Origin of the sequence: Marinicrinis sediminis, assembly GCF_042685085.1 — a bacterium.
GTDB classification, from domain to species: domain Bacteria; phylum Bacillota; class Bacilli; order Paenibacillales; family KCTC-33676; genus Marinicrinis; species Marinicrinis sediminis.
Map to the genome: position 1 here is coordinate 34,013 of NZ_JBHUMM010000017.1, position 21,891 is coordinate 55,903.

Below are 21,891 nucleotides of genomic sequence, written 5' to 3' on the forward strand. Positions count from 1 at the left end.
AGCGTTAGTTATATGATTCTTTCAGTAATTGGCATTTCAGCGAATTTACAGGTTTCCTTTATCGCGAACGGCGCTGCGTACGGGCACCGGAACGACCGCCGCTTCTCCCTCCGGAGGAACGCCCCCGTTCCGTTCGTTCGGTTCGATCGGATCGATCGTTTCTCGTCCTTGCTTCCCCTCTATTTTCCCCTCGACCTGTCCCGCGGCTTTCCCCGCGCTCAGACCGGGCTGATTGGCTTTTGAAGCCTGGCTTGTCCTGTCTGTTCCCCCATTGTTTATCCTGAGGTTTGCTCTTGGCTCTGCCAGATGATTTTCCCGCATTCCGGCTCTGATTGTCTCTCCGATCACGGCCATAGTCCTGGGATCGACGAGATTGCTGAGTCCGTGGATTGCCTGATTTTCGTTGCGGTCTGCGGGCAGATGCTTCCTGATCAACTTCCGCGTCTGACTCCATATCATCAGACAGCGCCACTTCGACCTTGATTCGCTTGATCTTTTGCTGAATGCCTTGCTCAATGACCTGTAGCGAAGGATGATCCTTCTTCGCCACGAGGGTGATCGCCATCCCTTTGTCGCCCGCACGACCTGTACGACCAATTCGATGGATATAGCTCTCGGCATCCTGCGGGATGTCGTAATTGTACACATGGGTGATGCCTTCCACGTCCAGCCCTCGGGCCGCTACATCGGTCGCTACCAAGAGCTGCAATTTGGCATCTCGAAAACGTTTCATGACTTGCTCGCGCTTGGCCTGGGAAAGGTCGCCATGAATGGTATCCACGAGATAGCCTGCTTCCAGCAGGGCATCATGCAATGTATTGGCGCGCCTTTTCGTCCGGCAGAAGATCATGGCCAGATAGGGACGGTGTTCGTCAATTAAATGCCGTAAGGTCGCCTGTTTAGCCCGATCTGTCGTCTCCACGACAAGCTGTTCGATTTCCTTCAGCGTCACCTTCGCAGCCGCCTGCCGAATCTGGATATCTGTCGGAGATTTCATATACCGCTGTGCCAGCGATCGAATCTGATGGGGCATGGTAGCCGAGAAGAGCATCGTCTGGCGCTTCGGAGAGGTTTGTTCCATAATAGCCTCAACATCTCCCAGAAAGCCCATATGCAGCATCTGATCCGCTTCATCCAGCACAAGCATGCGCACTTTGTACAATTGAATGGTTTCTCTGCGCAAATGATCCAGCAATCGACCCGGCGTAGCGATGACGATATGCGCCCCTCCGCCCAGCTGTTTCATCTGCTTGTCTACATCTTGTCCGCCATAGATCGCCAGAACCTTCAACTTGCTCTGGTAAGCAGCATACTTTCTGCATTCACTCGTAATTTGCAGCGCCAGCTCTCTCGTCGGTGCAATAATGAGCGCCTGCACCTGCGGCATAGTCGCATCTATTTTTTCAAGAATCGGGAGCACAAAGGACAGCGTCTTCCCCGTTCCTGTCTGAGCTTGCGCAATGAAATCCTTCCCCTTCAACAGGATCGGGATACTTTGTTTCTGCACCGGTGTAGGCTCGGTTAATCCGTTAGCCTTCAATACGGCGTTTATTTCTGCTCGAATGCCTAAATCCATAAAATTTGTCATGCTGACACCTCTTTCCTATTGTCCATCATATCATGTGTAGTCCAAAATCACGAATCGGACTTTTCATCGTCAGGTATACCCGTTTTCTCGCATAAATAAAACCTCTTCCGTACGGAAGAGGCTGGTAAATCGGTTCACGTATTGCGTATTCCACAGCTTCAGATCATTGCTCTTGATCAATGTTTGTGATCATTGCTCGTGATCATGATTTGTGATCATGGCTTCTGAACCTGTTCTTGTTCTTCCTAATCAGTCATCGCTGTTCAAAATGTTGAGCAGACGAAGCAGATACAGGAACAGATTGATGAAGTTCAGATACAAGCCAAGCACAGCCGTCGGAATCATATCCTCTGGCACCCCGTGCTTGTACTGGGACACATCATACAGGACAAAACCGGAGAAAATCAGTACCCCGCCAAAGGCAATACCAAGACCTAGCGGTCCGCTATGCAATCCTGGCAGAAACAGTCCAACAAGACTGAACCCGATGAGTGCGATGATCCCGATCATCAGGAAGCCGCCCAGGAAACTGAAATCACGCTGGGACTTGTATGCATAGTACGTAAGTGAAGCGTAAATAATGACCGTCAGTATGAAGGCCGTGTTGACCATTCCGGCGCCACCAGAAGAAACATAATAGGCAATGGCCGGGTAAATGGTAATCCCGCTGATGAACACAAATGTAAACAAGAAACCATACCCGATTCTGCGTTTGCGCATGAACATCGCCGCAATCAGCATGACTACTTCAACGATGACCAGTGGCAAGAACAATGCCGGAGGCAATTGTGTCCCTACCGCGGTTCCGATGAAAGCCACCAGTACAGAAATCGTGAACAGTCTGAGTACTTTGTGAAACGATTCGTTGTAGGCCGTTTGCTCCACGTCACCCGAATATACTTCGTTTCTGTTATATTCCACCGATATATCCCCTTTCTTATTCACCCATCTATCTTCGGACATCTCTGTTATTTTAGCATACATGGATGAGCTTCGACCAGTCGCATTGCACTCGCATTCGGTCTCATGATCCACCTGCTTCATATCTATGTCCATGACTGTGTATATATACGCAGCGAACGTACAAGGGTTTCGATTGTTTCATACCCTGTCAATGTCTGCATCAAACGGTCTTTTTGCGCCAGCAGATAAAAAAGCTCCGGCAAATGACAAGCATTTACCGAAGCAGATGTTGAGAATTCAAGATGATGGGTTTAATTTGCGTTTGAACGCATCGCGATCAGAGCCTTTTGCGCAATGTCATTTCGATAATGCTTGCCTTCATATTGAATGACATCGGCTGCTGCATAAGCTTTGGCTCTCGCTTCTTCAATATCTGCACCCATGCCTGTAATGCCGAGCAATCTGCCGCCATCGGTCACAATCTGGTCGTCTTTCATGGACGTTCCAGCATGGAACACAACCGCCTGTTCGACCTGGTCCAGGCCAGTAATCGGCAAGCCTCTCTCATACTTGCCCGGATAGCCGCCTGCTGCGAGCACGACACATACTGCCGCTTCCTCACTCCACGCCATTTCTACCTCATCGAGACGGCCTTCAACGGTCGCAAGGAATATCTCAAACAGATCACTTTTCAACCGCGGCAATACGACCTGGGTTTCCGGATCGCCAAATCGACAGTTGAATTCAATGGTCTTCGGACCTTGTTCGGTAATCATCAGTCCCGCATAGAGAATGCCTTTAAAATAGCGTCCCTCTTGCTTCATCGCTTTGGCGGTCGGGATCAGGATGGTCTCAATGGCTTCATCCACGATCGCCTGTGGAATATGAGGAACGGGAGAATACGTCCCCATACCTCCTGTGTTCGGCCCCTGGTCACCGTCAAAGATCGGCTTGTGATCCTGGGAAGGCACCATCGGACGTACCGTGTCACCGTCTACGAAGGCCAAAATGGACATCTCCTGACCGACGAGGCATTCCTCGATGACCACTTGGCTGCCTGCCTCACCGAAGGATTGATCCACCATCATTTCCTTGAGTGCCTGTTCCGCTTCCTCGATGGTCTGAGCGACGGTTACCCCTTTGCCTGCAGCAAGTCCGTCTGCTTTGATCACGATCGGAGCTTGCTGGGTGTGCAAATAAGCAAGGGCTTCCTCATATTGTTCGAAGCTCTCATAGGCCGCCGTTGGGATGTTGTACTTTTTCATCAGATCCTTTGTAAACACTTTGCTGCCTTCGATAATCGCAGCGTTCTTGCGCGGGCCAAAGGCCGGAATGCCGGCGTCTTCAAATGCATCGACAGCCCCTGCAAACAACGGGTCTTCAGGACCGACTACAGCCAGTGCAATCTGATTGTCTCTGGCAAACTGCACCAGTTCATCAAAGCTGGATTCCTCAATCGGCACACAGGTGGCAAGCTCACGAATGCCTGCATTGCCTGGTGCGCAATAGATGTCTGTTACTTTTTCACTTTGGCGAAGCTTCCACACGATGGTATGCTCTCTGCCGCCTCTGCCTACTACCAATACTTTCATTGCTTCTTCCTCCTTGAACACTTCTGGTCTGGGGCTCCTGATGATAGAACGCTTACATAACGGTGGCAACAAAACAGCAGGACGGTATCGCTACTGCCCTACTGCTTGGTTGTCTATCTGTTCACAGCGTGTCTGCTGCGTTAGTGCTTGAAGTGGCGAGCTCCGGTGAAGACCATCGCAATGCCATATTCGTTGGCCACCTGGATGGATTCCTCATCACGGATCGATCCGCCCGGCTGAATGACAGCTTTAATACCTGCCTTTGCCGCGAAAGCCAACGTATCGCCCATCGGGAAGAATGCATCGGAGGCAAGGACGCTGCCTTCCGCCTTTTCACCTGCCTGCTCTATGGCAATCTTGGCTGCGCCAACACGATTCATCTGTCCGGCTCCAACGCCAATGGTCATGTTGTCCTTGGCCAGTACGATGGCATTGGACTTTACGTGCTTGACAACCTTCCACGCAAACAGCAGCTGCTTCAGTTCGTCTTCAGACGGTGCACGCTCTGTCACAACCTGTAATTCGGCGGATTCAACCTGCTTCACATCGCTGTCCTGAACGAGCATGCCGCCCTCGACAGAGGAAAGGAGCAATTCAGGCTCTGTATGAGAAGAAATTTCGCCCATCTTCAGCAGGCGGATATTTTTCTTCTGCTTCAAAATCGTGAGCGCCTCTTCTGTAAAATCCGGGGCGAGCACAATTTCCAGGAATATCTCGTTGAGCTTGGACGCTGTTTCTTCGTCGATCGTCCGGTTGGCTGCGACGATGCCGCCAAAGATCGAAGTCGGATCTGCCTCATAGGCTTTTTGATAAGCGCTGGCAATGGTTTCTCCGATGCCGACCCCGCAAGGATTCATATGCTTGACGGCCACTACTGCCGGCTGCTCATACTCCTTCACAATTTGCAGAGCTGCATTGGCATCATGGATGTTGTTGTAGGAAAGTTCCTTGCCATGAATTTGTTCAGCTGTGAGCAAGTTGCCTTCGGATGCCATTGGCTTTTTGTAAAAAGCCGCTTTCTGATGCGGATTTTCTCCGTAGCGCAGTTCTTGCACCTTCTCATAGGTCACCGTCATTCTCTCCGGGAAGGTCTCCCCGAGCTGATGGGACAAGTATTCAGAGATCAGGGAATCGTAAGCGGCCGTATGACGGAATACTTTTGCCGCCAGCTTTTTGCGCAAGTCCAGCGTGGTGTCGCCCTGCTGCTGCATGTCCTGCAAGACAGCTTCATAGTCGGACGCATCTACCACCACCGTTACAAAAGCATGATTTTTCGCAGCAGAGCGAAGCATCGTCGGCCCGCCGATATCGATATTCTCGATCGCATCCTCATAGGTCACGTCCGGCTTTTCAATGGTTTGCTGGAATGGATACAGGTTAACAATGACCATATCAATGTAATCCATATCCAGTTCCTTCATTTGCTTCTGATGCTCTTCATTGTCCCGAATAGCCAGCAGGCCGCTGTGCACAGTCGGGTGAAGGGTCTTGACACGTCCATCCAGAATTTCCGGAAATCCGGTTACTTCTGAGATGCCCTTGACCGGGATGCCATTGTCCTCCAGCAACTTCTTCGTTCCACCTGTGGAAATCAGCTCCACATCCAGCTTCGCCAATTCTGCTGCGAAAGATACGATTCCTGTTTTATCCGATACACTGAGTAACGCTCGTTTGATTGCCACTTGTTTTCCCCCTAAGCTTCCTTAATCCGTACTTTCCGTCCTTCCATGCTGACACGTCCCTCGCGAATCCATTGGATCACTCGCGGATAGATGGCCTGTTCGGCCTGATGAATCTGTTCATGCAAGCTCTGCACCGTATCATCCTGTCTGACTTCTACGACCTGCTGGGCAATGATCGGGCCTGTGTCCACCCCGGCATCCACAAAGTGTACTGTGCATCCCGTCACCTTCGCCCCGTATGTCCAGGCATCCCGTACCCCATCCTTGCCAGGAAATGCAGGCAAGAGAGAAGGATGAATATTGATGATCCTTAGCGGGAAAGCATCCAGCAGTACAGCGGTAATCAATCGCATATATCCCGCTAGTACGATCAGCTCAATTCCCTTTTCCTGAAGCCGCTCTAGGATAACCGATTCGTAGGCTTCCCGGGTGGCATAGGATTTGGGTGCGAGCACCAGTGTCTCGATGCCTGCATGGTGTGCCCGCTGGATGACAGGCGCTCCCTCCCTGTCGCATACGAGCAGCTCTATCTTCACATCGAGCTGCCCGCTTTCCACCTGATCAATCATGGCTTGAAAGTTGGTCCCGCTTCCGGAAGCAAAGACCGCCACTTTGAAATCGTTCATTACAGATCCGCTCCGTTAAAGGTGACTCGGCGATTACCAAAGGTCACACGGCCCAGCGTATGCACCTCTTCTCCAAACTGACCGGCAATCTCCTTCACTTTCTCCACTTCATTGGCGGAGACGATCAGCACCATCCCGATCCCCATGTTGAAAGTGGTAAACGCATCGCGGTCGCTGAAAGCTCCGTCACGCTGCAGCAGCTTGAAGACTGGCGGAATCGGCCAGGAATCCATCTGGATGTCCACATTGACGTCTGCCGGAATGACACGCGGGATATTCTCGATAAAGCCGCCCCCTGTAATATGGGACATGCCTTTGATATCTACACCCTGATTCAGCATTTCCAGAATCGGCTTCACATAAATCTTGGTCGGCGTCAGCAACGCTTCTCCAAGCGTGGTGCCAAGCTCGTCCATATATGTGTCCAACGCATAGCCTTTTTGTTCCAGCAATATTTTGCGTACGAGCGAGAACCCGTTGCTGTGCAGGCCGCTGGATGACAGTCCGAGCACGACATCGCCAAACTGAATGGCAGAGCCATCGATCATGTTCTTGCGGTCTACGACACCTACGCTGAAGCCAGCAATGTCATATTCCCCTTCACTGTACATGCCCGGCATTTCGGCTGTTTCCCCACCGATCAGCGAGCATCCAGCCTGCACACAACCGTCTGAAATGCCTTTCACAATCTGTTCGATCTTCTCCGGAGAAACCTTCCCGCAGGCCAGATAATCCAGGAAAAAGAGGGGCTCTGCACCCTGTACCACGATATCGTTGACGCACATGGCGACCGCATCGATGCCAATGGTATCGTGCTGATCCATGGCAAAAGCCAGCATCAGCTTCGTTCCTACTCCATCGGTTCCTGACACGAGTACAGGTTCCTCGTACTTGTCCTTGTTCATGGCGAATAAGGCGCCAAACCCGCCGAGGTCTGTCATGACTTCCGGACGAAAGGTTTTCTTCACATGCTTCTTCATGCGCTCGACCGCTTCGTTGCCAGCTGCAATATCTACCCCCGCATTTTTATAAGCTTCGGACATATTTTCCCTCTCCTTTTCGTTCCATCCTATTTCCGATTTCGTTCGACCAAGGCTTCATCCTGCATATCGGTTGTGCGCTACGACCTGGAGCCGCTAACCGGAGATTGCTCCTTCTCCAAATACAGCTGGGTCGGGTAATCATGATCGAAGCAGGCCATACACATGCCGTGCTTCGTTTCGTGCGGTTCATGCTCACGGCCAATCGATTGCAGCAGCCCTTCCTTGGAAAGGAAATGCAGGGAATCGGCATTGATCTTCTGACGAATTTCCTCAACCGTCTTCATTGCCGCGATCAGTTCCTCACGGTTCGGGGTATCGATGCCATAATAACAAGGGTTCATAAAAGGCGGCGAACTGATTCGCACATGTACTTCTGTCGCCCCTGCTTCACGGAGCAAATTAACGATACGCAAGCTGGTCGTTCCGCGCACGATGGAATCATCGATCATCACCACGCGCTTGCCTTCCACAACCTTGCGTACCGCGCTCAGCTTCATCTTGACTCCCTGCTCCCGCAGCTCCTGGCTCGGCTGAATAAAGGTTCTGCCTGTGTAGCGGTTCTTGATCAGTCCCAGCTCATACGGAATGCCCGTCTGTTCCGCAAAACCAATTGCTGCCGAAATACTGGAATCCGGCACACCTGTGACAACGTCTGCATCCACAAAGGCTTCCGTCGCCAGTTGTCTGCCCATCCGTTTGCGCGCAGAATGAATGTTGATGGCATCGATGTCACTGTCCGGGCGAGCGAAATAAATATATTCCATCGCGCAGGTCGCCCGTCGCTCTACTTGGGCGAACCGGTCCTCGCGGTAACCGTCCTGGCTCAGTACGATCATCTCGCCTGGCAGGATATCCCGCTCATAGACAGCGCCTACGGCATCAAATGCACACGTTTCCGAAGCAAAGATGTAGGCATCTCCGAGGCGACCCATGACAAAAGGACGCAAACCGTGCGGATCGGCAGCCGCTACGAGCTTGTCTTTGGTCAAAAACAAGAACGCATAGGCTCCCTTTACTTCCTGCAGCGCTTCCTTCACCGCATCTTCAATCCGCTCATGCTGCGAGCGGGCGATCAGATGCGCCACCACTTCTGTATCACTCGAGGTCTGGAAAATCGATCCCTGACGCTCCAGTTTATGACGAAGTTCCTTCGCATTGACGAGGTTGCCGTTCGTGGCAATCGCAAGATCGCCCTCTTTGTACTTGAAAACAAGTGGCTGTGCATTCGCCAGCTTGCTCTCCCCCGAGGTAGAATAACGCACATGCCCGATGGCATTCTCCCCCTGCAAACGCTGAAGAAATTCGTTGTCAAAGACTTCTTTAACCAGGCCCATGCCGCGATGATAATGGAAATTCCCCACATCAGACGTGCAGATCCCGCAGCTTTCCTGTCCACGGTGCTGCAGGGCATGCAAGCCATAATAAGCCAAATGCGAGGCTTCTGAGTGACCATACACCCCAAAAACCCCACATTCTTCTTTCAATTTATCCATCCACAGATCGTGATCGTGGTCTACTCCTTCGTTATAAAAGCGGCCCGTCCATAACGGCGGCTGCTCGGGTGCTTGCCTAGCTGTCTCGTTTACTTTTGCATGAGACATGGAATCGCATCCTTCCATACACGTTCAAGTGCTTGAATTGAAGATTCGACGACGGTGCTTCCATTGACTTGAATTTGCAGGTTTGTTCCTTCAACGGTTCCAAGCTGTGCGACAGGTACGCCCGCAGACGCCAGATTTTGCTTGAGACGATCTGCATGCTCCGGTTTGGCAGAGAGCAGAATACGGGATTGGGTTTCACTAAACAGAGCGATATCTGGGCGAAGTGCCGTCTCTACCGCGACGTTTGCTCCTTTTCCACCGCTGATGCAAGACTCTGCCAGTGCTACGGCCAGTCCACCCTCAGACAGATCATGAGCAGAGGAGACGAGTCCCTCACGAATGGATGCCGATACAGCCTGCTGCAAGCGCTTCTCGGTGTCCAGATCGATCGCAGGCGGTCTGCCTTCCGTCACGCCATGCATAACGAGCTGAAACTCACTTCCGCCAAGCTCCGCTTTGGTTTCGCCGAGCAGGAAGATGACATCGCCTTCTGCGTCAAAGCCTTGCGTCGTAATATGATCCACATCCTCGACCAGACCCACCATGCCGATAACCGGCGTTGGGTAGATGGCTCCCTTCGCATTTTCGTTGTACAGGCTGACATTTCCACCAATAACCGGCGTCTCCAGCTGTCTGCACGCTTCTGAAATTCCGTCAGCCGCTTTCTCGAGTTGCCAGAAGATTTCCGGCTTCTCCGGGCTGCCGAAGTTCAGGTTGTCTGTAATCGCCAGCGGTTGTCCACCAGAACATACGATGTTGCGGGCTGCCTCGCTGACTGCGATCATCCCGCCCACTTCAGGGTCCAGATACACATAACGTCCATTGCAGTCTGTGGTCATCGCCAGTGCTTTTCTCGTACCATCGACCATTACAACCGCTGCATCGGAGCCTGGCTGTACAGCCGTACTGGTGCGAACCATGAAATCATACTGGTTATAGACCCACTCCTTGCTGGCTACGGTCGGAGAAGCCATGACCTTTGCAAGTGCCTCATTGAGGTCTTTCACTTCCGCATAAGCCGATGTATCTATCTCTGCATTTCGCTGATAATAAGCCGGAACCACAGAAGGTTTGTTATAAACCGGACATTCATCAACCAAAGCGCCAACCGGCATATCACCAACCACTTCACCCTTGTGAATCAGTTTCAATCTGCCGTCGTCTGTTACTTTTCCGACTTTGGCACAGTGCAGGCCCCAGCGCTCGAAAATCGCCTTCGCTTGTTCTTCCTTATCCGGCTCGACGACGAACAGCATCCGTTCCTGGGATTCAGAGAGCATCATTTCATACGGTGTCATGCCCTCTTCACGCTGCGGCACTTCATCGAGATACAGCTCCATGCCATTGCCTGCCTTGGAGGCCATTTCAGCGCTGGAGCAAGTCAGTCCTGCCGCACCCATATCCTGAATACCGAGCACGATCCCGGAGTTGATCAGTTCAATGCACGCCTCCATGACGAGCTTTTCCATGAACGGATCGCCCACTTGCACGGCCGGGCGCTTCGCTTCGGATTCTTCTGTCAATTCTTCGGAGGCGAAGGTGGCGCCATGAATGCCGTCTCTGCCCGTCGCAGGGCCCACATAGAATACAGGATTGCCTACCCCTTCTGCTACACCCCGCTGGATCTTGTCATGGTCGATAATCCCCACACACATGGCATTGACGAGCGGATTCCCCTCGTAGCTTTCATCGAACATCACTTCTCCGCCTACGGTCGGAATGCCGATACAGTTGCCATAGCCTGCAATACCGGATACGACATGCTCGAACAAATATTTCACCCGCTCATTTTCCAGCTTGCCAAAACGCAGGGAGTTCAGCAGCGCAACGGGTCTCGCACCCATTGAGAAGATATCGCGGATAATGCCGCCGACTCCGGTTGCCGCGCCCTGATAAGGTTCAATCGCAGATGGATGGTTGTGGCTCTCGATTTTGAACACGACGGCCTGATTATCGCCAATATCGACGATACCGGCTCCCTCACCAGGGCCCATGAGTACCTTTGGTCCTGTAATCGGGAATCGCTTCAGGATGGGCTTGGAGTTTTTGTACGCGCAGTGCTCGGACCACATGACACTGAATACGCCGATCTCCGTATAATTCGGCTTGCGTCCCAGAAAATTGCACACCAGCTCGTATTCACTGTCAGAGACGCCCATTTGCTTGTAGATCTGCTGCTCGGCAATTTGCTGTGCGGTTGGTTCCTTAGCCGTTAACTGCTGCGCCATTTTTTTCCCTCCATGTGTTCAAGATTGATGTAAACATCCGTTTGCCGTCCTCCGAACCCAGTAATTTATGCACGGCTCTCTCCGGATGCGGCATCATGCCCACAATATTACCTTCCTTGTTGCTGATGCCTGCGATATCCTGCACCGAGCCGTTCGGATTCTGTTCATAACGGAATACGATCTGGTTGTTCGCCTTCAGTTCTTCCAATGTATCTGCATCGCAGTAATAATTGCCTTCGCCATGGGCGATCGGAATATCTACGATTTCTTGTGGAGCATAGTCTTTGGTAAAGGCCGTTCCGTTGTTCTCCACGATCAACCGGGAGCTGTGGCAACGGAATTTCAAGCTTTGGTTGCGAAGCATGGCGCCTGGCAGCAAGCCCGACTCCAGCAAGATTTGAAAACCATTACAAATACCCAAAATGTATTTGCCTGCTGCGGCTGCTTCGGTCAAAGCGGTCAATACAGGTGCAAATCGTGCGATGGCTCCGGAGCGCAAGTAATCGCCGTAGGAGAATCCACCGGGCACAATGATCACATCATAGCTGCTCAGGTCTGTCTCGGTATGCCAGACATACTCGACAGGCTGTCCAGTCGTCTGTTCGACTGCCTTGTAGCAGTCCACGTCACAGTTCGATCCCGGGAATACGAGTACAGCGAATTTCATTATAGCCCCTCCAGTTCGAAGCGGTAGTCTTCGATGACGGTATTGGCCAACAGCTTCTCACACATTTCCTTCACACGATTTTCTGCTTCCTTGCGGTCTGTCGTCTGCAAGGTCAGCTCCATATATTTCCCTACACGCACCTTGTCTACTTCCTGAAATCCCATGGAATGCAGTGCACCTTGTACAGCATTTCCCTGCGGGTCCAGGACACTTTGCTTGATCGTTACATAAACGGTTGCTTTAATCATCGAAAAGATGACCTCCTTGGCATTAGGTAAAATGGATATTGAAGTGTTACTCGTTCGTCAGTCGCTTCATGATATCAAGGTAGCGTGCGGTCGTTTCTTCCACGACCTGTGCCGGCAATGCCGGGGGAGGCCCAGCCTGATCCCAGTCGCTTGCAGCGAGGTAAGACCGAACCGGCTCTTTGTCCATGCTATCAATCTCGATGTCCAGTCCATACTTCTCTTCTGACCAGAAGCGCGAGGCATCCGGGGTGAAGATTTCATCGATGAGAATGACGCGGCCGTCCAGCAAGCCAAATTCAAACTTGCAATCCGCAAGGATGATGCCACGCTGCTCACAATAATCACGGGCAAAGGCATATAGCTTCAGGCTTTTCTCCTGCAACTCGGCGGTAAGCTCTTTGCCGATTCTCGCTTCCATTTCTGCAATGCTGATGTCTTCATCGTGTCCGACATCATTTTTGGCAGCCGGGGTAAAAATCGGCTCGGGAAGCTTCTCATTTTTACGAAGCCCTTCGGGCAGTGTATGTCCATTTACTTGACCCGTCTTCTGATACTGCCGCCATCCGCCGCCTGTGATGTAGCCGCGAACGACACATTCGATATCAATTCGCTGCGCTTTGTGTGTCACCATGATGCGATCCTTGAGCAGTTCAGGCTCGGTGATCCAATCACCCAGCTGGTGCACGTCGGTATGCACGACATGGTTGTCCATCAGGTTGGCGGTAAGCTCGAACCAGAATCGGCTTACCTGGTTCAGCACATTCCCCTTCTCAGGAACGGCTGGCTCCAATACATAGTCGAAGGCAGAGATGCGATCGGTGACGACGATGAGATAGTGCGCGCCCAGATCGTAAAGCTCTCTGACCTTTCCTTTATAAAGCAAAGGGGCTTGTACATATGGTTCAGCTGTAGATAAGGCGGTCATGTTTGACTCTCCTTCATATCAGTTCTGCCTCTCCCTCGGGCAGTGTCTGAAAGTTTCACCATCTCTCACGTTCGGTGTTGGTTCATCCGCGATTGCTTCACCCGCGGTTCCTGCGTCCAATCCATTCCTATCCAATCGATCTAGATTAAAATCAGATTAGATTAGATGAGTTCGAGACGTTTGAAGATGGTATCGACATTTTTCAAATGCCAGCTCGGGTTAAAGCAGTCTTCGATCTCGCTCTCACTGAGCTTCTCGGTAATTTCCGAAGTGTTGCGCACGATATCCTTGAAATGCTGCTGCGTTTCCCACGCCTGCATAGCGCGAGGCTGGACGGTATCATACGCCTGTTCGCGGCTCATGCCCTTGTCGATGAGCTTGGTCATGACGCGGCCGGAGAATGGTACGCCGTAGGTTCGCTCCATGTTCCGCTTCATGTTGTCCGGGAAGACGGTCAGGTTCTTAATGATGTTGCCCAGACGGTTCAGCATGTAGTTCAGAAGAATCGTCGCATCCGGCAAAATGACACGTTCTACAGAGGAATGCGAGATGTCGCGCTCATGCCACAGTGGCACATTTTCGTATGCAGATACCATGTGTCCACGAATGACCCGGGAAAGACCGGAGATATTTTCGCATCCGATCGGATTGCGTTTATGCGGCATAGCCGATGAACCTTTTTGTCCTTTGGCGAAAGCTTCTTCCACTTCACGGAATTCGCTTTTTTGCAGGGCACGAATTTCTGTTGCAAACTTGTCCATGGAAGTGGCAATCAGCGCCAGTGTACCCATGTAGTGCGCATGACGATCACGCTGCAAGGTTTGCGTGGAAATCGGAGCTGGTTCAATGCCCAGCTTGCGGCAAACGAATTCTTCCACAAACGGGTCGATGTTGGCATAGGTTCCGACCGCGCCGGAAATCTTGCCGAATTGTACGCCTTGGGCGGCTGCGCGGAATCGCTCCAGATTGCGTTTCATTTCCTCATACCACAAGGCCATTTTCAGTCCGAAGGTCGTCGGCTCGGCATGCACCCCGTGCGTACGGCCCATCATGACGGTATCCTTGTGTTCGATCGCCTTGTCTTTCAGGATCGCGATAAACCGGATCAGATCCTGTTCAATGATTTCATTGGCCTGCTTGAGCAGGTAGCCGAGTGCCGTATCCACCACATCGGTAGAGGTCAGGCCATAGTGCACCCATTTCTTCTCTTCCTGCAGGCTTTCGGAAACGGTACGGGTAAAAGCAATGACATCATGGCGAGTCTGCTGCTCGATTTCCAAGATGCGATCGATATCAAAGTCAGCATGCTCCCGGATTTTCACAACATCTTCTTTCGGAATGACACCGAGCTCTGCCCAGGCTTCACAGGAACAGATTTCGACCTCCAGCCAGGCTTTGAATTTATTTTCCTCTGTCCAAATCGCAGTCATTTCTGGTCTGCTATAGCGTTCAATCATGATTTCATTTCCCTCCGACGAATCTGATTCGGGGCAGCTTCCCCGTTGCTTCTTGTTCTATCGTAATACAGAATCTGCTCACTTGCACGTCACAGACAGGATGGATGCCTCGTTTATCCAGCCATCAGGCCCGGCTTGAGCCTGCGATACCGGTTTGTTCGGACCAGATCTCATGAGACTCGATCCAGGCCAGGGCATCATCGATCTGTGAACACAATACATTCAAGTGACCCATTTTCCGCTTGGCTGCACGTTCTTTTTTGCCATATAGATGAAGCTTGGCTTCCATGCCTTCCGGAAGTGGTTCGCCATTCTCCACCCATTTCTCGATGCCTGTCACATGCTCGCCCAGTATGTTCACCATGACGACCGGTGTAAGCAGGGTGGTTCGTCCCAAACGAAGATTGCAGACGGCCCGTATGTGCTGCTCAAATTGGGAGGTAGCACAGGCTTCCATCGTGTAATGTCCCGAATTATGCGGCCTTGGCGCCAGCTCATTGACATACAACTCTCCCTCTGACGTATAGAACAGTTCTACGGCAATCAGTCCCACCACATCCAGGCTCCCCACGATTTTCTTTGCCATCTCTTCTGCCCGCTTGGCGACCGAAGCGTCCACGCGCGCAGGAACGATGGAAAGGTGCAGGATGTTATGTACATGCACATTTTCCGCGACGGGATACACCGCAATTTCTCCTGCAGGATTGCGAGCAGCAATGACCGACAGTTCTTTTTCAAAACGAATGAATTTCTCCAGTACCAGTTGGGCTCCCGTTGCCTGCAAGGTGTCATATGCCTGCTCCACTTCCTCCATGGAGCGAATAACCCACTGTCCCTTGCCGTCGTAGCCCCCGGTGGCGGTTTTCAGGACGCAAGGCAAACCGAACGCAAGCACCTTTTCCTTTAATTGCGGATAGCTGAAAATCTCGGCATACGGCGCCACTTGCACACCGGCCCCTTCAATCGCCTGCTTCTCTCTAAGTCGATGCTGCGTCGTATATAGCAAACGGCTTCCCTGAGGGACGGCAGAGGTCTGTTCCAGCACCTCTGCCACACCGGCATCCACATTTTCAAATTCATAAGTAATGACATCGGACTGCTCGGCCAGGCGGGCCGCTGCCGATACATCATCATATGCGGCATGAATCTCAATGTCCGCGACTTGTCCACACGGACAATCCGACACGGGGTCCATCACGGCAAACCGATAACCCATATTCCGACCCGCCAGTGCCATCATCCGACCCAGCTGACCTCCACCTAAAATGCCAATGGTTGAACCGGGCATCACACGATCCTGTTTGTTCATATCAACTGATCACTGCTTTCCAGAACTTGTTGTCTTGTCGCTTCTCTTCGTTCCAGCAATCGCTCGAGCACTTCCGGCTCTGACGTGCCTACAATTTGAGCCGCCAGCAATCCGGCGTTCTTCGCACCTGCGGTCCCGATCGCGACGGTGGCAACAGGTACGCCTCCCGGCATTTGTACGATGGAGAGCAAGGAGTCCAGACCGTTCAGATTGGATGATTTGACAGGCACGCCGATGACAGGAAGCACGGTTTTAGCTGCCACCATTCCTGGCAAGTGCGCCGCTCCGCCTGCTCCGGCGATAATAACTTTCAGACCGCGTTCAACCGCTGTCCCTGCATATTCGAACATCAAATCAGGGGTGCGGTGAGCAGACACGACCTTTTTCTCATATGGAATCTTCAGCTCTTCCAGCATGTCACAGGCATGCTTCATCGTTTCCCAGTCCGAGGTGCTTCCCATGATGACCCCTACCTTGATTTCCGTGGACATATCTGATCCCTCCATAGTTGATGTGGTGTATGTTCTTAAACCTGGTGTCTACCCTTTCTTAAACAAAAAAAGCAGGTTGTTACCAACCTACCCTTCACCAAGTCCGTATTCGTTCTGGCCACTTGCCTTGCCGCATCAGCAGCAGTAGAAAACAAAGCGAAAATCATCGCTGACCGCGTCACTCTGTCACGATGGCTTCCATCTTCATTTTCTCGTAGTCCAAAAATTCACGGTCTTTGGGTAGAAACGTTCGGGCCTTATTCCCGAATATATACGAGATTCGATCATATTTGACTGAATATATTCACGTTTGTGTCATGCCACTCTAGTTTATCAGGGCTCACATCACGATGTCAAGCGAGAATACGAACATTGAATTCTATGTGATCACTAAAAGTTCGCTTTTATGTGGAAGGTCATGAGCATTCCTCGCATTTCTGATCCTCTACTTCTCTAATTTCTTCATTTTACCTGTCCAATTACCTGTCGAAGCCTCCCTATATTCTGTCGAAACGATATAGAACGGGAAATAGAAGTGGAAATAGAGCAGGTAATAGAAAGGGTAATAGAAAGGGATCAAGAAAAGTGTCTGCGATCCTATACCAGCTTCATAAACCAGGTTAAGGCGCATACATTATAGGGTTGTACAGTCAACGGAATACGGTTGTATAGTCACGGGTCAGGGTTCTACCATCAACGGGGATTCAGCTGCTATTAGAGCGCGAACACATAGTGGCATAGAATGACGCCGGTTCTGGCTATAATGAAAGATTAGGAATTAAATTGAATCATATGGAAGGATGAGAAGCATGACAGAGAAGGTGCAACTCGTTTATGCGTACTTGACTACAGGCCGGTACCACAGGCTTCAGGGAGAGATTGAGGTAGACGCGATCGCGTATGAGAAGCGAGTTCAGGTGGTTTGGTATACAAAATTTGGACAATATGCGGCAGATGCACATTATGTGCGTGCGACCCGTCAGGGTCGTGAGGTATGGTCGTTTTCCGTGGATACCGCGGAGGACGTTCAGTTCGATGTCGTGTATGAGGTCGACGGAGAAATCTATACAGACAATCGGCAGGGTCGTCATTATGATGTACATGCTGGACACCCGTCCACATCGGTCATCCTCGGTAGCCCTCCTGTGAAGGTTAATGAATGGCTGTATCATGTTCCCGGGGTTGTCCCGCAGCCGATACTGGATGCAGATGGCTTTCGGGCAAGTATACTGGTCGATGCAGGGTCAGCCAGCGAGAAAGGTAGCGTGTTCATGCGATATACGACAGATGGTTGGGACAGTTATGCGGAAACGGAAGCCACACACCATGTTTCCACAGATTCGTCTTGCTCTCCACCAGCTTTTAAAGTGTTTCATGTGAACCTTTCGTTGCCGGAAACGGTATCCCGCCTGGATTATGCGATCCGATATGAAGACGATACCCGTGTGTATTGGGACGCTCACAGTGGAGCCAACTATGTGACAGTGCGGTAAAGAGGACGTGAACGTGTATGTATGCTGATGCAGCGATATCCCTTCCCGATTAATAGTGCGTACGAATTTTTTGAGCTCGTCGTTACAGATTTCAGTGCAAAGCTGTTGTTGTATCCAGACTCGTCCTCCCGGAGGATAGATCTTATAGTTCTTCTTCATAAATGTCTAATATGCCTTCTCGAGGACCTGGGGGCATTTCAAATCCTATTTTGTGCCTTATCTCCCATGCGAATCTATCCACTTCACTTAATTTTACTTCAATTTCAAAAACGCTCCGATCCATTTCCTTAAACCCTTCTTTAATAAGGAGTTCACGTTCACTAATATCGAAACTAGTTAGAATGCATCGATTTTTCTCTATATAAAAGATACATTGCTTTCCTTTGTAATAAGCAAATTCTTCATAAACCCAAGCGTATGTAATTTCCTTAGGGTGAACGGTCTTTGCATAACCATAGTGGGTTTTTTCAAACCCAAGTACTAATGATTCTTCATTTTTCGATATTAACTTTATACCACCTACTTCCTCAACCATCCTAGAAACCAATCCTTTATATAATCCTCTTGATTCCATATTTCGGTGTCTAATCATATTATCCCTCCCCATTATCAATGCGCACGAATTTTTTGAGGTCGTCGTTAAAGATAGCAATTAACTTAAATCCACAACCATCTACACCCCAATACCTGCAGTACAGAGCTGTTGTTGTGTCCAAACTCTTCCTCCCGAAGATCGGTCTTATCGTTCTTCTTCATAAATATCTAATAAGCCTTCTCGAGGACCTGGGGGCATTTCAAAACCAGGATATGATGAAATCTCCCATACGAATCTATCCACTTCACTTAATTTTACTTCATTTTGATAAACGCTCCGATCCACTTCCCTAAACCCTTCTTGTTTGAAGAATTCACGTTCACTACTATCGAAACCTCGTAAACTGCACATATCGCCACGTATAGCAAACTGACATTTTCGTCCTTTATAATAAGCCCACTCTTCATAATCCCAAACATATGTAACGTCCTTAGGGGGAATGGTCTTTGCATAACCATAGTGGGTTTTTTCAAACCCAAGTACTAATGATTCTTCATTTTTCGATATTAACTCTATACTATCTTTACTTATGAGCATCCTACAAACCAATCCTTTATACAGTCCTCTTGATTGCATATATTGACGTCTAATCATATTATCCCTCCCCATTATCAACACGTACGAATTTGTTGAGCCTGTTGTTAAAGATAGCAATTAACTTAAAGCCAGAACCATCTACACCCCAATACCTGCAGTGCAAAGCTGTTGTTGTGTCCAAACTCGTCCTCCCGGAAATCAGTCTTATAGTTCTTCTTCATAAATATCTAATATGCCTTCTCGAGGACCTGGGGGCATTTCAAATCCTATTTTGTGCCTTATCTCCCATACGAATCTATCCACTTCACTTAATTTTACTTCATTTTGATAAACGCTCCGATCCACTTCCCTAAACCCTTCTTGTTTGAAGAATTCACGTTCACTACTATCAAAGCCTCGTAAACTGCACATATCGCCACGTATAGCAAACTGACATTTTCGTCCTTTATAATAAGCCCACTCTTCATAAACCCAGGCGTATGTAATCTCTATACCATTTATTTTCTTTTCATAACCATATTTAGTTTTTTCAAACCCAAGTATTAATGATTCTTCATTTTTTGATATTAACTTTTTACCATCTATTCTCTCAAGCATCCTACAAACCAACCCTTTATACAGTCCTCTTGATTGCATAATTTGACGTCTAATCATTTTATTCCCCTCCGTTTTCAAGCTAACCCGTATCATCCCTATTCCAACTGGAGATAGCTCCGCAATGCTCCCTGATTGCTCACCAAATCCTGCAGGGTATATTGGTCCAGCACTTGATAAAAGGCCTGTCCTGCTTCATAAAGCACCGACTTTAATGTACAAACCGGATTAATCACACAGTCTCCATTCCGAAAGCAATCCACGATCTGCAACCCATCCTCTGTAAAACGAACAACTTGCCCAATATTTATATTCTCAGGTAATCCAGCTAATCGAATTCCCCCGTTTCGTCCTCGAATCGTTTCAATAAATCCTTCTTGGGCCAATTGATGAACAATTTTGCTCAAGTGGTTGGAGGAAAGGTTGTAGACTTGTGCGATTTCACCAATACTGGCCAGTCTGCCTGTAGAAACACTTCCCAAATAGATAAGAAGCCTTAAAGCGTAATCGGTATATTGCGTTAATCTCATCGCGCTGTTTCCCTTCTTATGCCAGTCAAAGTCATTGTAGACAGATGACTCCTGATTATGAGTAATTAAAGTCCATTATAGCATGAAGACTTCGAAATTCATGGATCAGCCAAGATAATCCATCACGACAACCATGAAGCTCTTCACCTATTGTCATAGAATGGTCATAAAAGATGTATTTTAAATATACCTTTAATCATGGATGTGCGCTACAATGTTTTGTATATAAGATGTATTTTAAATACATCTTTAAATGAAAGGAGTGTTTGATTTGCGTACCGAAACCATCGAAATCATTAAATCTACAGTTCCAGTACTGGAGCAACACGGTGAGAACATTACTACCCGTTTTTATGAAATGATGTTTGAAGATCATCCTGAGTTATTGAATATCTTTAATCATGCCAATCAAAAACAGGGCAGACAACAAAAAGCGTTAGCTGGCTCTATCTATGCGGCAGCCCAACATATCGATCAACTGGAAAAGATACTGCCAGTGGTCAAGCAGATTGCTCATAAACATCGCAGTCTGGGTGTAAAAGCTGAACACTATCCCATTGTCGGAAAGTATCTGCTCCTTGCTATCAAAGATGTCCTTGGTGATGCAGCTACAGAAGAGATTTTGAATGCATGGGCTGAAGCCTATCAGGAAATTGCCCAGGTGTTTATTCAGGTCGAACAAGAGATGTATGCAGAAGCTGAACAGAGTCCTGGAGGTTGGAAGGAATTCCGTCGGTTTATAGTGGATCGGATCGTCCAGGAAAGCGCCGTTATTTCCTCTTACTATTTAGTACCAGAAGACAAAAAAGAGCTCGCAAGCTTCCAGCCTGGTCAGTATGTAACCGTCAAATTCCCGATACCTGGAGAGAGCCATACTCATTTACGTCAATACAGTCTGTCCGATTCGCCTTCCAAACCCTACTATCGCATATCTGTCAAAAAAGAAACTTCCAACAATGAAACACCGCAAGGCATCGTATCCAATGCGATCCATGCATACTTGCAAGAGGGAGATCTCATTGAATTAACGGCTCCAGCTGGAGATTTCGTACTTAATTTGCAATCTGAAAAGCCTATCGTATTTGTAGCAGGCGGTGTAGGATTAACCCCACTAGTTAGTATGCTCAATACAGTTGTTGAAGCACAGCCAACTCGCCAGGTTACTTTTATCCAAGCTGCTCAAAATAGTGAGCTTCATGCGATGAAAGAACAGGTGAAACAATTAAGCAACCAACATGGGCAGCTTCGTACCTACACGATTTATGATCAACCTACATTGGCCGATCAAGAGCAGCAAAATTATGATGCTGCTGGCTTAATAGATGCAGCTTGGCTAAGAAAGGTCATTGACGATACCGATGCTGAGTTTTATTTTTGCGGACCCGTTCCGTTCATGCGGCATATCTATGCCATTTTAAAGCAATGGGAAATCCCTGCTTCGCAGATACACTATGAATTTTTTGGCCCTGCAGCTGCCATAGAAGGGTAGGTACTCCGACCCTACCCCACACCCTCTTCTTGTACTTCGTACAAATGTCGGGCTTTGGGATAGGGTCTCCGCTGGATGGGGGAAGATTGAGGGGGGCAGGACCTCCGCTGGAGAGAAAGGTTGATGTGTATAAAAAGAGACCGTTCATGATGAACGGTCTCTTTCTGCTTCGGCTTGGCAACGTCCTACTCTCCCAGGACCCTTCGGTCCAAGTACCATCGGCGCTGGAGGGCTTAACGGTCGTGTTCGGTATGGGTACGCGTGGTACCCCTCCGCCATTGTCACCAAACCTA

20 protein-coding genes, 1 rRNA gene and 1 riboswitch are annotated in these 21,891 nt (G+C 49.6%); of the genes, 2 read left to right on the forward strand and 19 right to left on the reverse strand.

The window, feature by feature from the left end; translation table 11 throughout:
* Window positions 1–58 precede the first annotated feature (58 nt).
* From ACFSUC_RS09725 to purE, 14 genes are all read right to left on the reverse strand, one after another.
* Window positions 59–1,588 (reverse strand): DEAD/DEAH box helicase, encoded by a 1,530-nt coding sequence (locus ACFSUC_RS09725; protein WP_379929362.1) that lies wholly within the window; start codon window positions 1,586–1,588, stop codon window positions 59–61.
* A 249-nt stretch (window positions 1,589–1,837) separates the two neighbouring features.
* Window positions 1,838–2,509: a Bax inhibitor-1/YccA family protein gene (locus ACFSUC_RS09730; protein ID WP_379929363.1), complete on the reverse strand. Its 672-nt coding sequence runs from the start codon at window positions 2,507–2,509 to the stop codon at window positions 1,838–1,840.
* A gap of 293 nt (window positions 2,510–2,802) precedes the next feature.
* Window positions 2,803–4,083 carry a phosphoribosylamine--glycine ligase gene (purD, locus tag ACFSUC_RS09735; RefSeq protein WP_379929364.1) on the reverse strand — a complete coding sequence of 427 codons (1,281 nt, stop codon included), beginning with the start codon at window positions 4,081–4,083 and terminating at the stop codon, window positions 2,803–2,805.
* Window positions 4,084–4,223: 140 nt separating this feature from the next.
* A complete protein-coding gene (gene purH, locus ACFSUC_RS09740) occupies window positions 4,224–5,765 on the reverse strand; it encodes a bifunctional phosphoribosylaminoimidazolecarboxamide formyltransferase/IMP cyclohydrolase (RefSeq protein ID WP_379929365.1) in 1,542 nt (513 codons plus the stop codon).
* A gap of 11 nt (window positions 5,766–5,776) precedes the next feature.
* A complete protein-coding gene (gene purN / locus ACFSUC_RS09745; protein WP_379929366.1) occupies window positions 5,777–6,391 on the reverse strand; it encodes a phosphoribosylglycinamide formyltransferase in 615 nt (204 codons plus the stop codon).
* Window positions 6,391–7,434, reverse strand: coding sequence for a phosphoribosylformylglycinamidine cyclo-ligase (gene purM, locus ACFSUC_RS09750; RefSeq protein ID WP_379929367.1), 1,044 nt, complete (start codon window positions 7,432–7,434; stop codon window positions 6,391–6,393). The genes purN and purM overlap by 1 nt, the downstream gene beginning before the upstream one ends.
* Before the next feature lie 77 nt (window positions 7,435–7,511).
* Window positions 7,512–9,035 carry an amidophosphoribosyltransferase gene (purF, locus tag ACFSUC_RS09755; protein WP_379929368.1) on the reverse strand — a complete coding sequence of 508 codons (1,524 nt, stop codon included), beginning with the start codon at window positions 9,033–9,035 and terminating at the stop codon, window positions 7,512–7,514.
* Window positions 9,017–11,263, reverse strand: coding sequence for a phosphoribosylformylglycinamidine synthase subunit PurL (purL, locus tag ACFSUC_RS09760; protein WP_379929369.1), 2,247 nt, complete (start codon window positions 11,261–11,263; stop codon window positions 9,017–9,019). The genes purF and purL overlap by 19 nt, the downstream gene beginning before the upstream one ends.
* The gene (purQ, locus tag ACFSUC_RS09765) at window positions 11,241–11,930 is read right to left on the reverse strand and encodes a phosphoribosylformylglycinamidine synthase subunit PurQ (RefSeq protein ID WP_379929370.1); all 690 of its coding nucleotides are present in this window, start codon (window positions 11,928–11,930) and stop codon (window positions 11,241–11,243) included. Before purQ ends, purL begins: the two co-directional genes overlap by 23 nt.
* Window positions 11,930–12,178, reverse strand: coding sequence for a phosphoribosylformylglycinamidine synthase subunit PurS (purS, locus tag ACFSUC_RS09770; RefSeq protein WP_379929371.1), 249 nt, complete (start codon window positions 12,176–12,178; stop codon window positions 11,930–11,932). The genes purQ and purS overlap by 1 nt, the downstream gene beginning before the upstream one ends.
* A 46-nt stretch (window positions 12,179–12,224) precedes the next feature.
* Window positions 12,225–13,103, reverse strand: coding sequence for a phosphoribosylaminoimidazolesuccinocarboxamide synthase (locus ACFSUC_RS09775; protein ID WP_379929372.1), 879 nt, complete (start codon window positions 13,101–13,103; stop codon window positions 12,225–12,227).
* A gap of 161 nt (window positions 13,104–13,264) precedes the next feature.
* On the reverse strand, window positions 13,265–14,560 hold the full coding sequence (purB, locus tag ACFSUC_RS09780; RefSeq protein WP_379929373.1) for an adenylosuccinate lyase: 1,296 nt from the start codon (window positions 14,558–14,560) through the stop codon (window positions 13,265–13,267).
* A 124-nt stretch (window positions 14,561–14,684) separates the two neighbouring features.
* Window positions 14,685–15,869 carry a 5-(carboxyamino)imidazole ribonucleotide synthase gene (purK, locus tag ACFSUC_RS09785; protein WP_379929374.1) on the reverse strand — a complete coding sequence of 395 codons (1,185 nt, stop codon included), beginning with the start codon at window positions 15,867–15,869 and terminating at the stop codon, window positions 14,685–14,687.
* Window positions 15,866–16,360, reverse strand: coding sequence for a 5-(carboxyamino)imidazole ribonucleotide mutase (purE, locus tag ACFSUC_RS09790; RefSeq protein WP_379929375.1), 495 nt, complete (start codon window positions 16,358–16,360; stop codon window positions 15,866–15,868). Before purE ends, purK begins: the two co-directional genes overlap by 4 nt.
* Before the next feature lie 195 nt (window positions 16,361–16,555).
* A riboswitch (purine riboswitch) is annotated at window positions 16,556–16,657 on the reverse strand.
* Between the two features lie 512 nt (window positions 16,658–17,169).
* Here purE and ACFSUC_RS09795 point away from each other — a divergent pair.
* Complete coding sequence (locus tag ACFSUC_RS09795; protein ID WP_379929376.1) at window positions 17,170–17,853, forward strand: hypothetical protein; 684 nt, start codon at window positions 17,170–17,172, stop codon at window positions 17,851–17,853.
* A 142-nt stretch (window positions 17,854–17,995) separates the two neighbouring features.
* On the opposite strand, the gene ACFSUC_RS09800 is transcribed toward ACFSUC_RS09795, so the two are convergent.
* The 4 genes from ACFSUC_RS09800 to ACFSUC_RS09815 form a co-directional block, all read right to left on the reverse strand.
* The gene (locus ACFSUC_RS09800) at window positions 17,996–18,445 is read right to left on the reverse strand and encodes a hypothetical protein (RefSeq protein ID WP_379929377.1); all 450 of its coding nucleotides are present in this window, start codon (window positions 18,443–18,445) and stop codon (window positions 17,996–17,998) included.
* 147 nt (window positions 18,446–18,592) lie between these two features.
* Window positions 18,593–19,042 carry a hypothetical protein gene (locus ACFSUC_RS09805; RefSeq protein WP_379929378.1) on the reverse strand — a complete coding sequence of 150 codons (450 nt, stop codon included), beginning with the start codon at window positions 19,040–19,042 and terminating at the stop codon, window positions 18,593–18,595.
* Window positions 19,043–19,189: 147 nt separating this feature from the next.
* Window positions 19,190–19,639 carry a hypothetical protein gene (locus ACFSUC_RS09810; RefSeq protein ID WP_379929379.1) on the reverse strand — a complete coding sequence of 150 codons (450 nt, stop codon included), beginning with the start codon at window positions 19,637–19,639 and terminating at the stop codon, window positions 19,190–19,192.
* A 38-nt stretch (window positions 19,640–19,677) separates the two neighbouring features.
* On the reverse strand, window positions 19,678–20,109 hold the full coding sequence (locus ACFSUC_RS09815) for an Rrf2 family transcriptional regulator (RefSeq protein WP_379929380.1): 432 nt from the start codon (window positions 20,107–20,109) through the stop codon (window positions 19,678–19,680).
* A 253-nt stretch (window positions 20,110–20,362) separates the two neighbouring features.
* On the opposite strand from ACFSUC_RS09815, the gene hmpA reads away from it, so the two are divergent.
* Window positions 20,363–21,598, forward strand: coding sequence for an NO-inducible flavohemoprotein (gene hmpA / locus ACFSUC_RS09820; RefSeq protein ID WP_379929381.1), 1,236 nt, complete (start codon window positions 20,363–20,365; stop codon window positions 21,596–21,598).
* A 172-nt stretch (window positions 21,599–21,770) separates the two neighbouring features.
* Here the strand turns inward: hmpA and rrf are convergent.
* Window positions 21,771–21,887 (reverse strand): 5S ribosomal RNA (gene rrf, locus ACFSUC_RS09825).
* Window positions 21,888–21,891 lie beyond the last annotated feature (4 nt).

Coding starts and splice junctions, on each gene's coding strand:
- ACFSUC_RS09775 (WP_379929372.1), bottom strand. CDS start 13,103: ATGACCGCCTTATCTACAGCTGAACCATATGTACAAGCCCCTTTGCTT.
- purM (WP_379929367.1), bottom strand. CDS start 7,434: ATGTCCGAAGCTTATAAAAATGCGGGGGTAGATATTGCAGCTGGCAAC.
- purK (WP_379929374.1), bottom strand. CDS start 15,869: ATGAACAAACAGGATCGTGTGATGCCCGGTTCAACCATTGGCATTTTA.
- ACFSUC_RS09800 (WP_379929377.1), bottom strand. CDS start 18,445: ATGATTAGACACCGAAATATGGAATCAAGAGGATTATATAAAGGATTG.
- purL (WP_379929369.1), bottom strand. CDS start 11,263: ATGGCGCAGCAGTTAACGGCTAAGGAACCAACCGCACAGCAAATTGCC.
- purS (WP_379929371.1), bottom strand. CDS start 12,178: ATGATTAAAGCAACCGTTTATGTAACGATCAAGCAAAGTGTCCTGGAC.
- purF (WP_379929368.1), bottom strand. CDS start 9,035: ATGTCTCATGCAAAAGTAAACGAGACAGCTAGGCAAGCACCCGAGCAG.
- ACFSUC_RS09810 (WP_379929379.1), bottom strand. CDS start 19,639: ATGATTAGACGTCAAATTATGCAATCAAGAGGACTGTATAAAGGGTTG.
- ACFSUC_RS09795 (WP_379929376.1), top strand. CDS start 17,170: ATGACAGAGAAGGTGCAACTCGTTTATGCGTACTTGACTACAGGCCGG.
- ACFSUC_RS09815 (WP_379929380.1), bottom strand. CDS start 20,109: ATGAGATTAACGCAATATACCGATTACGCTTTAAGGCTTCTTATCTAT.
- purE (WP_379929375.1), bottom strand. CDS start 16,360: ATGTCCACGGAAATCAAGGTAGGGGTCATCATGGGAAGCACCTCGGAC.
- purD (WP_379929364.1), bottom strand. CDS start 4,083: ATGAAAGTATTGGTAGTAGGCAGAGGCGGCAGAGAGCATACCATCGTG.
- ACFSUC_RS09725 (WP_379929362.1), bottom strand. CDS start 1,588: ATGACAAATTTTATGGATTTAGGCATTCGAGCAGAAATAAACGCCGTA.
- purB (WP_379929373.1), bottom strand. CDS start 14,560: ATGATTGAACGCTATAGCAGACCAGAAATGACTGCGATTTGGACAGAG.
- hmpA (WP_379929381.1), top strand. CDS start 20,363: ATGAAAGGAGTGTTTGATTTGCGTACCGAAACCATCGAAATCATTAAA.
- purQ (WP_379929370.1), bottom strand. CDS start 11,930: ATGAAATTCGCTGTACTCGTATTCCCGGGATCGAACTGTGACGTGGAC.
- ACFSUC_RS09805 (WP_379929378.1), bottom strand. CDS start 19,042: ATGATTAGACGTCAATATATGCAATCAAGAGGACTGTATAAAGGATTG.
- purN (WP_379929366.1), bottom strand. CDS start 6,391: ATGAACGATTTCAAAGTGGCGGTCTTTGCTTCCGGAAGCGGGACCAAC.